At 64.4% G+C, this 14,330-nt stretch carries 7 protein-coding genes and 1 pseudogene; 7 read left to right on the forward strand and 1 reads right to left on the reverse strand.

Annotated features, from left to right (window positions below):
• Nucleotides 1–140: 140 nt before the first annotated feature.
• The 7 genes from MSTE_RS00885 (at nucleotide 141) to MSTE_RS00915 (ending at nucleotide 13,847) form a co-directional block, all read left to right on the forward strand.
• Nucleotides 141–1,115: an alpha/beta hydrolase gene (locus MSTE_RS00885; protein WP_096498387.1), complete on the forward strand. Its 975-nt coding sequence runs from the start codon at nucleotides 141–143 to the stop codon at nucleotides 1,113–1,115.
• Between the two features lie 160 nt (nucleotides 1,116–1,275).
• A complete protein-coding gene (locus tag MSTE_RS00890) occupies nucleotides 1,276–2,256 on the forward strand; it encodes an esterase family protein (protein WP_096498388.1) in 981 nt (326 codons plus the stop codon).
• 232 nt (nucleotides 2,257–2,488) lie between these two features.
• Nucleotides 2,489–3,469 carry an alpha/beta hydrolase gene (locus tag MSTE_RS00895; RefSeq protein WP_046252145.1) on the forward strand — a complete coding sequence of 327 codons (981 nt, stop codon included), beginning with the start codon at nucleotides 2,489–2,491 and terminating at the stop codon, nucleotides 3,467–3,469.
• 213 nt (nucleotides 3,470–3,682) lie between these two features.
• Entirely contained in the window at nucleotides 3,683–4,693 is a 1,011-nt protein-coding gene (gene culp6, locus MSTE_RS00900) for a carboxylesterase Culp6 (protein ID WP_096498389.1), read from the forward strand.
• A gap of 289 nt (nucleotides 4,694–4,982) precedes the next feature.
• On the forward strand, nucleotides 4,983–6,896 hold the full coding sequence (fadD32, locus tag MSTE_RS00905) for a long-chain-fatty-acid--AMP ligase FadD32 (RefSeq protein ID WP_096498390.1): 1,914 nt from the start codon (nucleotides 4,983–4,985) through the stop codon (nucleotides 6,894–6,896).
• Nucleotides 6,897–6,945: 49 nt separating this feature from the next.
• Nucleotides 6,946–12,294, forward strand: coding sequence for a polyketide synthase Pks13 (gene pks13 / locus MSTE_RS00910; protein ID WP_096498391.1), 5,349 nt, complete (start codon nucleotides 6,946–6,948; stop codon nucleotides 12,292–12,294).
• Nucleotides 12,295–12,296: 2 nt separating this feature from the next.
• On the forward strand, nucleotides 12,297–13,847 hold the full coding sequence (locus tag MSTE_RS00915) for an acyl-CoA carboxylase subunit beta (RefSeq protein WP_096498392.1): 1,551 nt from the start codon (nucleotides 12,297–12,299) through the stop codon (nucleotides 13,845–13,847).
• Between the two features lie 63 nt (nucleotides 13,848–13,910).
• Here the strand turns inward: MSTE_RS00915 and MSTE_RS00920 are convergent.
• Nucleotides 13,911–14,325: pseudogene (locus MSTE_RS00920) on the reverse strand (hypothetical protein).
• Nucleotides 14,326–14,330: the final 5 nt, after the last annotated feature.

Consider the following 14,330-nt stretch of genomic DNA (forward strand, 5'->3'; position numbering starts at 1 on the left):
TCCGAATCGAGATCCCAATTAGGTAACGCCGCGGCCCCGTCGTCGCGATACGAAGACGACCGTGTCAGACACTTCAGACGCAATGTTGCGTTACAGAAGTGACAATTGTGACTTCCCCCAATGAAACGGATGGACCCCAGATGAGCGTGCGCGTGAGAGCCCGCCGCGTGCTGACGGCCCTGTTAGCGGCGTTTGTGATGCCCGTGGCAATGGCCGCGGGCTTGGCGATCAACCCCGCCACCGCGCATGCCTTTTCGCGTGAGGGACTTCCGGTCGAATACCTGGACGTCTACTCCAATTCGATGGGACGCAACATCCGCGTCGAGTTCATGGGCGGGGGACCCAAAGCGGTTTACCTGCTCGACGGACTTCGCGCCCAAGACGACTTCAATGGCTGGGATATCAACACCGCGGCCTTCGAGTGGTTCTACCAATCGGGGATTTCGGTGGTCATGCCCGTAGGCGGCCAGTCGAGCTTCTACACCGACTGGTACTCGCCGTCGGCGCTCAATAAGCAGCCGTACACGTACAAGTGGGAAACATTCCTCACTCAGGAACTGCCTGCTTATCTGGCCACCAATAGGCAAATATCGGCCACAGGTAATGGTGTGGTGGGACTCTCGATGAGTGGTGGTGCGGCGTTGATCCTGGCCGCCTATCACCCCGCGCAATTCAGATTCGCGGGCTCGCTTTCCGGGTTCCTCAACCCATCGACCATCTTTATGACCAACGCGATCCGGGTCGCGATGCTCGACGCCGGTAGCTACAGCGTCGACAACATGTGGGGCCCGCCATGGGATCCGGCGTGGCGTCGCAACGATCCCACCGTGCAGGTCCAGGGGTTGGTCGCGGCCGGTACCCGCCTCTACATCTACTGCGCTCCTGGTGGTTCGACACCCATCGACGAAAACGCCGATGCGGGTGTCGCCCTGAGCGCGAGCAGCTTGGAGTCGCTGGCCGTCAGCGGTAACAAGAGGTTCCAACAGGCGTATGCCGCAGCCGGCGGCAGCAACGCCACATTTGTCTTCCCCTCGTCCGGGAATCACTCCTGGCCGTATTGGGGACAGCAACTGCAGGCCCTCAAGGGTGATCTGATTGCCACTATCAATGGCTAGGGGCTCGGGGCACCTTGAGAAGGTCCGCAGGCGCACATGGTGATGGTGCTGACAGGTCCAGAGATGTGGTTGACTACCGCGCGAGTATGCGATGGGCGTCCATCAAATCCCTTGACCTGCGCGTGGGAAATCGATTGAAACAGATGGGAAAACGAAGTAAATGAAGCTCTTTTCGAAGATGCGTGGTGCTACCGCGCGTCGACTGGCTGTAGTTGCCACGGCCGCGGCCGTGCTGCCGGGTCTTGTCGGCGTCACCGGTGGTTCGGCGATTGCGGGCGCCTTCTCGCGTCCCGGGCTTCCGGTCGAGTACCTGCAGGTGCCGTCGGCGTCGATGGGCCGCGAGATCAAGGTTCAGTTCCAGCCCGGTGGCACCAAGGCTGTCTACCTGCTTGACGGTCTGCGTGCGCGCGATGACTTCAGCGGCTGGGACATTGAGACCACCGCGTTCGAGGACTACTACCAGTCCGGTATCTCCATGGTCATGCCCGTCGGCGGACAGTCCAGCTTCTACACGGACTGGTACAACCCGGCCAAGGGCAAGGACGGCGTCTGGACCTACAAGTGGGAGACCTTCACCACTCAGGAGCTCCCGGCGTACCTGGCTGCCAACAAGGGCATCTCGCAGACCGGTAACGCCGTTGTCGGTCTCTCGATGGGTGCCTCGGCCGCGCTGACCCTGTCGATCTACCACCCGCAGCTGTTCATCTACGCGGGTGCGCTGTCGGGCTTCCTGAACCCGTCGGACATGAAGTTCCAGATCGGTATGGCCATGGGCGACGCCGGTGGCTTCAGTGCATCGGACATGTGGGGCCCGGACAGCGATCCGGCCTGGCAGCGCAACGACCCGTTCCTGAACATCCAGAAGATCATCGACAACGGCACTCGTCTGTGGCTGTACTGCGGCACCGGTGACTCCACCGACCTGGACGCCACCCGCAACGGTTTCGAGAACTTCACCGGTGGCTTCCTCGAGGGCATGGCCATCGGTTCGAACAAGAAGTTCGTCGAGGCCTACACCGCGGCCGGCGGCAAGAACGCCCACGTGGAGTTTCCTCCGGGCGGTATCCACAACTGGACCTACTGGGGTCAGCAGTTGCGGGCCATGAAGTCTGACATGGTCGCTTACCTGCAGAGCCACTAGGCATAAGCAGTCAAAAGAGCGGTGGCCACCCTGTCTTTGGCAGGTGGCCACCGCTCTTTCGTCTTTCGCCGGATTGTGTCTCAAGACCACATCAGTCCGGTTGCGGACCACCAACAACCGTGACGGGATGTGTTGACAGCCGTCCTGATGTGGTTGACTACCTCGGGGACCCCACAGGATGTCTGTCGGCCTGACATGTAACGCCGACTGAAGCAGACGGGATACTGAGGTAATGAAGCTCTTTACACATATGCGTGGCGCAACTGCGCGTCGACTTGCGGCCGTGGCCGCTACTGCGGCTGTTCTACCGGGACTTATCGGCGTCGCCGGTGGTTCAGCGGTAGCGAATGCCTTTTCGCGTCCGGGTCTCCCTGTTGTAGACCTGCAGGTGCCGTCGGCCTCCATGGGCCGCGACATCAAGATCCAGTTCCAGGGAGGCGGCGCCAAGGCCCTCTACCTGTTGGACGGTCTGCGTGCACGCGACGACTTCAACGGCTGGGACATTGAGACCACGGCGTTCGAGGACTACTACCAGTCCGGTATCTCGCTGGTCATGCCCGTCGGCGGACAGTCCAGCTGGTACACCGACTGGTACCAGCCCGCCAAGGGCAAGGACGGCGTCTTCACCTACAAGTGGGAGACCTTCCTGACCCAGGAGCTGCCCGCGTACCTGGCCGCCAACAACGGTGTGTCCCGGACCGGTAACGCCGTTGTCGGCCTCTCGATGGGTGGCGCGTCCGCCATCACGCTGGCCAACTACCACCCGCAGCAGTTCATCTACGCCGGTGCCCTCTCGGGCTTCCTGAACCCCTCGGATATGAAGGGTCAGGTCGGTATGGCCATGGGTGACGCCGGTGGCTTCAGTGCCCAGGACATGTGGGGTCCGGACAGCGACCCGGCGTGGGTCCGCAACGACCCGTTCCTGAACATCGACAAGACCGTGGCCAACGGCACCCGGCTGTGGATCTACTGCGGTAGCGGTGACGCGACCGACCTCGACGCCACCCGTAACGGCTTCGAGAACTTCACCGGTGGCTTCCTTGAGGGCATGGCGATCGGTATCAACAAGAAGTATGTCGATGCCTACACCGCCGCCGGCGGCAAGAACGCCCACGTGGAGTTCCCCCCGGGTGGTCTGCACAACTGGACCTACTGGGGCAACCAGCTCCGGGCCATGAAGTCCGACATGGTGAGCTACCTCGGTAGCCACTAGGTATCACTGACAATCGCGAAGGCGGCGGCCACTTCGGTGGTCGCCGCTTTCGTTGTTTCGGGGATGGCCGACGGCCACAATCGAGTAACAAATTCTGTGCTGTGACGATCATTTGCGCAGGTGCAGGTGGCATCGGTTCGGTAGCCTCGCTCGGGGCTCCCGGTACCGTGGAGCAAGCTGCGAGACCGCACGTCACGAACGGCCAGGAGACACATGCCCAAGACCTCGAGTAGTAAACGGCACCGGATTCTCGGTTTGGCCGCGGCGCTGGCCGTTGCCGTCGTCGTCATCCTGGTGATCGCGATTGTCGTGGTCATCGTCCGCAGGCCCGACGACGTCACACCGCCCGCGGGGCAGGTGACGACGACGACACCGCCGTTGACTCGTCCCGGCCAGAAGCCGCGGCCGGCTTTCCAGAGCGCCGACTGCCCCGATGTGCAGGCGCTCATCATCCCGGGTACCTGGGAGTCATCACGCACCGACGACCCGCTCAACCCGACAGAGTTCCCGCGATCACTGCTGCTGAACGTCTCCCGGCCGATCACCGAGAAGTTCGACAAGGCCCGGCTGGAGACCTGGACGGTGCCGTACACCGCCCAATTCCACAACCCGTTCGCCAACGACAACCAGATGTCGTACAACGACAGCCGTAAGGAAGGCACCGACCGGGCGCTCAAACAGCTCTCCGAGATGTACGACCGGTGCCCGCTCACCAGCTATGTTCTGGTTGGTTTCTCGCAGGGCGCGGTGATCGCCGGTGACATCGCCAATCAGATCGGAAACGGCGAGGGACCCGTCGACCAGGACCTGGTGCTCGGCGTGACCTTGATCGCAGACGGCCGCCGTCAGGACGGGGTCGGACTGTCGCCAGGACCCAACCCGCCCGGGCAGGGCGCCGAGGTCACCCTGGGCGATCTGGGGGTGCTGGATTCCTTCGGCCTGAAGATGTCGGGCCCGCGTGCCGGTGGATTCGGTGAGCTCAGCGATCGCACCAACCAGATCTGTGGGACCGGTGACCTCATCTGTGCGGCGCCGCCGGACGCCTTCAACATCTCCAACCTGGGTAAGACGCTGGACATTCTCTCCGGGGGCGCGGGTGCTCCGGTGCACGCGCTGTACGCCACGCCGGAGTTTTGGCAGATTGACGGCCAGCCTGCGACGGTATGGACCACCAACTGGGCCGAGGGGCTCATCGAGAAGGCGCCCCACCCCAAGCACGGCTGACAAGCGTCGATGTCATCTTCGCAACAGGGCGCCGAGATATTTGGAGGGCACGGTACGCTCGCCTAAGATTAAGAGAAAAATAAGACTGTAAGCCGTTCGCGGGGTCGAGTGATTTTGGCTGGCCGACGCTGACCGATAATCTCGTCGCGAATGGCCGCCTGAGCTGCCGTAGTACGCGATCGCCTCTCGGTACGATCATCGAGGATTTGACGTTCGCGATGACGCGTGCTCGCGAATGCCTCAGGCCCGCGAAACGCGCATCATGCGCCGTCATAGGAGAGAAGCACACATGGCGTTCGACAACCCGTTCCTCGACTCGGCGGGCCACATCAAGTTCCCCGAGGACGGGAGCATCGTTGGCCACGTCGAAGGTTGGGCGGAGTCGCAAGGCGACAGCCTGGCCTACCGGTTCCTCGACTTCTCCACAGAGCGCGATGGTGCCTACATCGACATCACCTGGTCACAGTTCGGCGCGCGCAACCGTGCCGTCGCGGCTCGCCTGCAGCAGGTGACCAAGCCGGGCGACCGTGTCGCCATCCTGGCCCCGCAGAGCCTTGACTACCTCGTCGCACATTTCGGTGCGCTCTACGCCGGTGCGATCTCGGTCCCGTTGTTCGATCCCAGCGAGGCCGGCCATGCGGGCCGTCTGCACGCGGTACTCGACGACTGCCAGCCATCCGCGGTGCTCACCACGACCGATTGCGCCGAAGGGGTGCGGAAGTTCTTCCGGAACCGTCCCCCCAAGGAGCGTCCCCGTGTGATCGCGGTGGACGCGATTCCCGAGGACGTCGGGCAGACCTGGGTGGAGCCCGTGGCCACCAAGGACACCATCGCGTACCTGCAGTACACCTCGGGCTCGACCCGCGCGCCGGCCGGTGTGCAGATCACTCACCTGTCGCTGGCCACCAACCTGCTGCAGCTGGTCGACGCGCTGTCGCAGCAGGAAGGCAAAGACGGTCAGCCCGGTCACCGGGGGACCACCTGGCTGCCGTTCTTCCATGACATGGGCCTGATCACGGTGATGGTGCCGTCCATGATCGGTGAGCACATGACGGTGATGAGCCCGGCGGCGTTCATTCGCCGCCCGCTGCGCTGGCTGCGGGAAATGGCGGTCAAGGGTGACGACCGTTCGGGAACCTTCTCGGCGCTGCCCAACTTCGCCTTCGAGCATTGCGCGCTGCGCGGTCTGCCCAAGGAGGGCGAGCCGCCGCTGGACCTGTCGAATGTGTACTCGATCATCAACGGTTCCGAGCCGGTGTCCACGGCCTCGATCAAGAAGTTCTGCGACGCCTTTGAGCCCTATGGCTTTGACCCCAGGGCCATTCACCCGTCCTACGGCATGGCCGAGGCAACGCTGTTCGTCACCTCGACCATTTGGAACACGGAGCGGGCGCGCGTGCTGCACGTGGACCGCACCGAACTCAACGCCGGGCGCATCGTGCAGGTGGAGCCGGGTGCGGACAACTCGGTGACTCAGGTGTCCAGTGGCCGGATGGCCCGGGACGAATGGGGCGTGATCGTCGACGGCGATACCGCCTCCGAGCTGCCCGACGGACAGATCGGTGAGATCTGGTTGCACGGCAACAACATCGGGTCCGGCTACTGGGGCCGTCCGGAGGAAACCCGCGAGGCATTCCACAACACGCTCAAGTCGCGGATCTCCGAATCGCACGCCGAGGGTGTGGCAGACGACGCCAACTGGCTCAACACCGGCGACCTCGGAGTATGGGTCGACGGCGAGCTGTACATCACCGGCCGCGTCAAGGACCTCATCATCGTGGACGGACGTAACCACTACCCGCAGGATGTGGAGTTCACCGCGCAGGAGGCCAACAAGGCGCTGCGCCCGGGATATGTGGCCGCGTTCTCGGTGCCGGCCAACCAGCTGCCGCAGGTGGTCTTCGACAATCCGCATGCCGGTCTCAAGTACGACCCGGAGGATTCCTCGGAGCAGCTGGTCATCGTGGGCGAGCGCAGCGTCGGCGGACACAAGTCGGATAACCAGGCCGTCGGTGACGATGTGCGCGCTGCGATCGCGGTGCGTCACGGTGTGACGGTGCGCGACGTGCTCCTGGTTCCGGCCGGCTCGATCGCCCGGACCTCCAGCGGCAAGATCGCCCGCCGCGCCGCCCGGACCAGCTACCTGGACGGCAGCCTGCGCGGCGGATACCAGCAGACCGCATTCCCCGACGACCGGCAGTAACCGTTCACACACGGTCGTCCGTACGCAATACCCCGGAGAGGGCTCGAACATGACTGATACGCAACAGGATTCGACACCAGAGACCGAACCCGAGGCTCCAGAGGCGACGGATGGCGACACCGGCTCCGACGCGCTTCCCGCGGACGGACTGCCGCAGGGTGAGCTGACCATCCCGGAGATGCGTGCATGGCTGCGCGACTGGATCGCCAAGGCCACCGGGGTGAGCCCCGACCGTGTCGATGAGTCGGCGCCCATGGTGGAGATGGGTCTGTCCTCGCGCGACGCGGTGGCGATGGCTGCCGATATCGAGGACCTCACCGGGGTCACGCTGACGGCCACGGTCGCCTTCCAGCACCCCACCATCGAGTCGCTGGCCACTCGGATCATCGAGGGCGAACCGGAACTGCCGGATGCCGGTGACGAGGACTGGTCGCGCGATCCCAACATTGCCGCAGGCGAATTCGACATCGCGGTGATCGGTCTGTCGACGCGCCTGCCCGGCGATGTGAACTCACCGACGCAGTTGTGGGAGGCGCTGCTGGAGGGACGCGACGCCATCACCGATCTGCCCGAGGGGCGTTGGGAAGAGTTCACCGTCGAGCCGCGTATCGCCGAACGTGTTGCGCAGGCCGCCACCCGGGGCGGCTACCTCAAGGACATCAAGGGATTCGACGCCGAATTCTTCACCCTGTCCAAGATGGAAGCCGACAATATGGATCCGCAGCAGCGGATCGCTCTCGAATTGACCTGGGAGGCATTGGAAAACGCCCGTATCCCGGCGTCCGCGCTCAAAGGTCAGAGCGTCGGTGTCTACATCGGCAGCTCCAACAACGACTACAGCTACCTGTCGGTGGCAGACCCCACCGTCACGCACCCGTACGCCATCACCGGTAACGCGAGTTCAATTATCGCGAACCGGGTTTCGTACTTCTATGACTTCCGCGGACCAAGCGTCGCCGTCGACACCGCGTGTTCTTCGTCGCTCGTCGCGGTGCACCAGGGCGTTAAGGCGTTGCGTTGCGGTGAGGCCGACGTGGTGGTGGCCGGTGGTGTCAACGCACTCATCACCCCGGTGGTAACGGTCGGATTCGACGAGGTCGGTGGCGTGCTCGCGCCGGACGGCCGCATCAAGTCCTTCTCGCAGGATGCCAACGGCTACAGCCGTTCCGAGGGTGGCGGCATGCTGATACTCAAGCGGCTCTCCGATGCGCGTCGCGACGGTGACCCGATCATGGCGATCATCGCCGGCTCCGCGGTCAATCACGATGGCCGTTCCAACGGTCTGCTCGCCCCCAACCCGGATGCTCAGGCAGAGGTGCTGCGCAAGGCCTACAAGGACGCCGGTATCGATCCGCGCACCGTCGATGTCATCGAAGCGCATGGCACCGGCACCATCCTCGGCGATCCGATCGAGGCCGACGGCCTGGGCCGGGTGGTGGGCCGTGGCCGCGACGCCGACAAGCCCGCGCTACTGGGCTCGGCCAAGTCGAACTTCGGGCACCTGGAATCCGCCGCCGGCGCCGCGAGCTTGTCGAAGATCGTGTTGGCCTTGCAGAACAACAAGGTTCCGCCGTCGATCAACTACTCCGGCCCCAACCCGTACATCGACTTCGACGCCATCCACCTCAAGGTCGTCGATCAGATTTCCGACTGGCCGCGCTACAGCGGCCACGCCATCGCGGGTGTCTCCGGTTTCGGATTCGGTGGCGCCAACGCCCACATCGTGGTGCGTGAGGTGCTGCCGATCGACCTGGTCGAACCGGCGGAGCCGTCCGAATCCGATGAGGACGCCGATGTCAATGGCAAACATGCTGCGGCAGAGGAAGATACCGAGAGCGGCGGTGACGAATCCGCTGCTACCCGCTTTGATGAGTACGGCGAGTTCCTGGGCGGGTACTCCGACGAGCCGGTGGAACTGCCCGGGCTGACCGATGAGGCCAAGCGTCTCCGGGACGAGGCGCTGGCGGCACTGTCGAATGAAGAGCCGGTGACTCCCGTTGTGCCGCTGTTCATCTCGGGATTCCTGTCCTCGCGTAAGAAGGCCGCTGCGGCCGCGCTGGCCGACTGGATGGAAACCGAAGAGGGGCAGTCCTACTCGCTGGAGTCCATCGGACGTTCGCTCTCGCGTCGCAACCATGGCCGCTCCCGTGCGGTGGTGCTGGCACACGACCACGAAGAGGCCGTCAAGGGGCTGCGCGCCGTCGCCGAGGGCAAGCAAAAGCCCTACGTGTACTCCGCTGACGGACCGGTCAGCAGTGGCCCGGTCTGGGTGATGGCGGGATTCGGTGCGCAGCACCGGAAGATGGGCAAGAGCCTGTACCTGCGCGATCCGCTCTTCGCCGAGTGGATCAACAAGGTCGACTCCTATGTGCAGGACGAGCGGGGCTACTCCGTCGTGGAGCTGATCCTCGACGACTCGCACGAATACGGCATCGAAACCAGCAACATCGCCATCTATGCGATCCAGATTGGGTTGGGCGAGGTGCTCAAGGCGCACGGCGCCAAACCCACCGCGGTGATCGGGCAATCGCTCGGCGAGCCCGCCTCCGCCTACTTCTCGGGCGGCTTGTCACTGGCTGACGCCACCCGGGTCATCTGCTCGCGCGCTCACCTGATGGGTGAGGGTGAGGCGATGCTGTTCGGCGAGTACATCCGGCTGATGGCCCTGGTCGAGTACTCGGCCGACGAGCTGAAGACGGTGTTCTCCGACTTCCCGGACCTCGAGGTGTGCGTGTACGCCGCCCCCTCGCAGACCGTTATCGGCGGTCCGCCCGCGCAGATCGACGCGATCGTGGCCCGCTGCGAGTCCGAGGGCAAGTTCGCCCGCAAGCTGCAGACCAAGGGTGCCGGCCACACCTCGCAGATGGACCCGCTGCTCGGCGAGTTCGCCGCTGAGCTACAGGGTATCGAGCCGACGACTCCGACCGTCGGGATCTTCTCGACGGTGCACGAGGGTAACTATTTCCGCCCCGGCGGTGAGCCGCTGCACGATGTCGATTACTGGAAAAAGGGAATGCGGCATTCGGTCTACTTCACCCACGGCACTCGCAATGCCGTCGAAGCCGGACACACCACCTTCCTCGAGCTGGCACCGAATCCGGTGGCGCTCATGCAGGTTGGCCTCACCACGATGGCGTCCGGGCTGCCCGACGCGCAGCTGATCGCGACCCTCGCCCGCAAGGAGGACGAGGTCGAGTCCCTGGTCAAGACCATGGCGCAGCTGTACGTGCATGGCCATGCCCTGGATCCGCGGACACTGTTCGACAAGGCCGCCAAGTCGTCGGACTACGCGCCTATTCCCGCCACGGAATTCAAGCGCAAGCCACACTGGCTGCCCGCGCACTTCAGCGCCGACGGGTCGACCCGCATCCCGGGCACCCACGTCTCGCTGCCCGACGGCAAGCATGTCTGGGAGTGGAGCCCGCGGGAGATCGTCGGGGTCGATTTCGCCGAGTTGGTGAAAACGGCGGCGACATCGGTTATTTCGGGTGCACAGCTCACGGCCTTTGAGCAGCGGGCCATCCCGGGCGAGGGTTCCACGCTGGTGACCACTCTGTCGCGGCACCCCGGTGGTGCCACCGTGCAGGTGCACGCACGCATCGGTGAGTCGTTCACACTCGTCTACGACGCAGTGGTCTCCCGTGCGGGTCAGGGTGGCGCGCTGCCGTTCGCGACCGCTGCGGGTGTGGCCACCAACGGTTCGGCGACGGTGACGGCTGCCCCGGCACAAGCGCTCGCAGTCGTGGAAGACGAAGTGCCCGAGGAGATTCATGACAACCTGCTCTCCGGGGCGGGTGCGGGTGCCGACTTCAAGAAGTGGAGCAAGGAGTCCGGCGAGCCGGTTATCGAGCGTCTGGCCTCGATCGTGTCGCTGGCCATGGGCTATGAGCCCGAGGACGTGCCCCGCGAGGTGCCGTTGATCGAGCTGGGGCTGGATTCATTGATGGCCGTGCGCATCAAGAACCGCGTCGAGTTCGACTTCGACCTGCCGCCCATTCAGCTGCAGGCCGTGCGCGATGCCAACCTGCTCGACGTCGAGCGGCTGGTCATCTACGCGTTGGAGAACCCGGACGCGGTGCACGAGTTGCACGACTACCAGCAGACCGACGAGTTCAAGGAGGCCGCACCGACAGGCGGCATGCTCTCGAAGGCCGATCTGGAGAAGGTGCTGGATGCCGTACCGCAGCCGGCAGAGCCAGAGCCCGTCGCCGATGGCGCTCCCGCCGCGGAGTCGGCCCTTTCGGCGGAGACGTCGGAATTGGCCAAGGCCGCTGCCGCGATGAACCAGGAGGCTATCGCCGAGGCGCTCAACGCTGACGTGCCACCGCGTGATGCGGCCGAACGCGTGGCCTTCGCGACGTGGGCCATCGTCACCGGTGAGTCGCCGGGCAGCATCTTCAATGCGTTGCCCAAGATCGATGACGCAACGGCAGAGAAACTCGCAGAACGCCTTTCGCAGCGTGCGGACGGGGAGATCGGTGCCGAGGAGGTCAAGCTCGCGCCGACTATCGAGGCACTCGGTGAGGTTGTCCGCAGCCGACTGGAGGCCGGCAAGATCGACGGTTTCGTGCGGACGTTGGCGCCCCGTCCCGACGGCACAGCGGGTTCCGCCACGGTTCCCGTCTTCGTGTTCCATCCTGCGGGTGGGTCGACGGTGGTCTACGAGCCGCTGTTGAAGCGTCTGCCCGAGGGCACACCGATGTTCGGCTTCGAACGTGTTGAAGGCACCATCGAGGAGCGGGCCGCCCAGTACGTGCCGAAGCTGCTGGAGTTGCACAAGGGCCCGTTCATCCTGGCCGGGTGGTCACTGGGTGCGGTGCTGGCGTACGCCTGCGCGGTGGGCCTGAAGGAGGCCGGTGCGGAGGTCGCGTGGGTGGGCAATATCGATGGGGTGCGCCCCGGGACGCCGATCCTGACGACCACGGAGGAGACTCGCAAGCGCTGGGATCGCTACGCGAAGTTCGCGGAGAAGACCTTCAACGTGCAGATCCCGGAGATCCCCTACGAGCAGCTCGAGGAGCTCGACGACGAGGGCCAGGTGCGGTTCGTGCTGGAGGCCGTCAAGGCCGCCGGCGTGGAGATTCCCGGCGGCATCGTCGAGCACCAGCGCACGTCCTACCTGGACCAGCGGGCCATCGACACGTCTACGCCGGTGCCCTTCGACGGGCATATGACGCTGTACATGGCCGACCGGTATCACGATGACGCCATCACCTTCGAGCCCGCGTACGCGACTCGCCAGCCCGACGGTGGCTGGGGCGAGTTCGTCTCCGATCTGGAGGTGGTCCCGGTTGGTGGGGAGCACATCCAGATCATCGACGAACCGTTCATCGCTAAGGTCGGTGCTCATATGAGTCAGGCATTGCGTTCCATCAATGCGAAGAACCAGGAAGGCTAGACGTGCCACCACATACAACCGCGGAGAAGGTCGCCGACCTGCGTGAGCGGATTGCCCGCACACAAGAGCCGGGTGACGCCAAGGCCATCGCCAAGCGTGACGCCAAGGGCATCCCGAGTGCGCGCGCTCGCATCCATGCTCTGCTCGACAAGGGCAGCTTCCTGGAGCTCGGCGCATTCGGGCGTACTCCTGGTGATCCGAATGCCCCGTATACCGATGGTGTGGTGACCGGGTTGGGCCGCATCGACGATCGTCCGGTGGCGGTGTTCTCCCATGACCAGACGGTCTACCAGGGAAGCGTCGGCGAGATGTTCGGCCGCAAGGTGGCCAAGCTCATGGAGTGGGCGGCCACCAATGGTTGCCCGGTGATCGGTATCAACGACTCGGCGGGTGCCCGTATTCAAGACACCGCCACGTCGTTGGCCTGGTACGCGGAGTTGGGGCGTCGTCACGAGATGCTGCGTGGCATGGTCCCGGAGATCTCGTTGATCTTCGGCAAGTGTGCCGGTGGTGCGGTGTACTCGCCGATCCAGACCGACCTCGTGGTCGCGGTGCGCGATCAGGGCTACATGTTCATCACCGGGCCCGACGTCATCAAGGACGTCACCGGCGAGGACGTCACGTTCGACGAACTCGGCGGCGCGGATGTGCAGGCTCAGCGTGGCAACATCCACAAGGTGGTCGAGGACGAAACGGCCGCGTACCAGTACGTCCGTGATTACCTGAGCTTCTTGCCCTCCAACACCTTCGACTATCCGCCCGTCATCAACCCGGGCCTGGAGCCCGAGATCACCGAGGACGATCTGTACCTCGACACGATCATTCCGGACGCCGATAACCAGGGCTACGACATGCACGAGGTTCTGCTGCGGATTTTCGACGACGGCGATGTCTTTGAAATCGCCGACCAGCGCAGCCCCTCCATGATCACCGCGTTCGCCCGCGTCGACGGGAGCCCGGTCGGCGTCATCGCCAACCAGCCGATGCACATGTCCGGGGCGGTGGGCAACGAGGCTTCTGACAAGGCGGCCGGTTTCATCCGGTTCTGCGACTCGTTCAATCTCCCCTTGGTGTTCGTGGTCGATACTCCGGGCGCCATGCCGGGTGTGGAAGAAGAGACCAACGGCGTCATCAAGCGCGGCGGCAGGTTCTTCAATGCCGTGGTGGAGGCTGATGTGCCCAAGGTGACGATCATTACCCGTAAGGCGTACGGCGGCGGGTATGCGGTCATGGGCTCCAAGCAGCTCTCGGCGGACCTGAACTTCGCCTGGCCGACAGCGCGTATCGCGGTGATCGGTGCCGAGGGTGCGGCGCAGCTGCTGGTGAAGCGATTCCCCGACCCGACCGCGCCAGAGGTGCAGAAGATTCGCGCCGATTTCATCGAGGGCTACAACAAGAACCTGGCCACCCCGTGGATCGCCGCCGAGCGTGGCTACATCGATGGCGTGATCGAGCCGCATCAGACTCGGCTGCTACTGCGTCAGTCGTTGAAGCTGTTGCGGGACAAGCAGATCGCCCGTGTGCAGCGTAAGCACGGTCTTACCCCGATCTAACGATTCATCGTCAGAAGGCCCCCGCACGCGACGCGTGTCGGGGGCCTTCTGCTTGTCGGAGTCTCAGTCGCGCAGCACGAGGGCGCGGCTGCCCGCGTGGGCCCACACCATGGCGGCGCCGATCGAGATCAGCATGGTCATCCAGGAGAACCAGGTGACGTCGATGCGCGGACCGGAGATGAAGCTGTCTTGTACGGCCGGCCAGTACGTCGGCATGAGGTGCACATAACCGAGTCCGAGGACGCTGGCTGTGCCCACCACCACGGTGACTTCCGGCGCGTGCTTGCAGTGGCGCAGGATCATCGTCACCGCGATCGCGATCAGAACCGCGTGCGTGGCCGAGAGGTACGTGAGCGTGGGCGGTGCCGCCGCGATACCGCGGCGCAGGTGGTCGATGAGGTCCAGTGCCCAGCCCGATGATGAAGGCAACGGTGGCGGCCCGCAGAAATCTGTCGGCGCGAGTGGTGAGCTCTGTCATCGCGA

The organism is [Mycobacterium] stephanolepidis (genome assembly GCF_002356335.1).
GTDB lineage: Bacteria > Actinomycetota > Actinomycetes > Mycobacteriales > Mycobacteriaceae > Mycobacterium > Mycobacterium stephanolepidis.

Excerpts from the sequence above, each read along its gene's own strand:
- MSTE_RS00885 (WP_096498387.1), top strand. The coding sequence starts at position 141 with ATGAGCGTGCGCGTGAGAGCCCGCCGCGTGCTGACGGCCCTGTTAGCG.
- MSTE_RS00890 (WP_096498388.1), top strand. The coding sequence starts at position 1,276 with ATGAAGCTCTTTTCGAAGATGCGTGGTGCTACCGCGCGTCGACTGGCT.
- MSTE_RS00895 (WP_046252145.1), top strand. The coding sequence starts at position 2,489 with ATGAAGCTCTTTACACATATGCGTGGCGCAACTGCGCGTCGACTTGCG.
- culp6 (WP_096498389.1), top strand. The coding sequence starts at position 3,683 with ATGCCCAAGACCTCGAGTAGTAAACGGCACCGGATTCTCGGTTTGGCC.
- fadD32 (WP_096498390.1), top strand. The coding sequence starts at position 4,983 with ATGGCGTTCGACAACCCGTTCCTCGACTCGGCGGGCCACATCAAGTTC.
- pks13 (WP_096498391.1), top strand. The coding sequence starts at position 6,946 with ATGACTGATACGCAACAGGATTCGACACCAGAGACCGAACCCGAGGCT.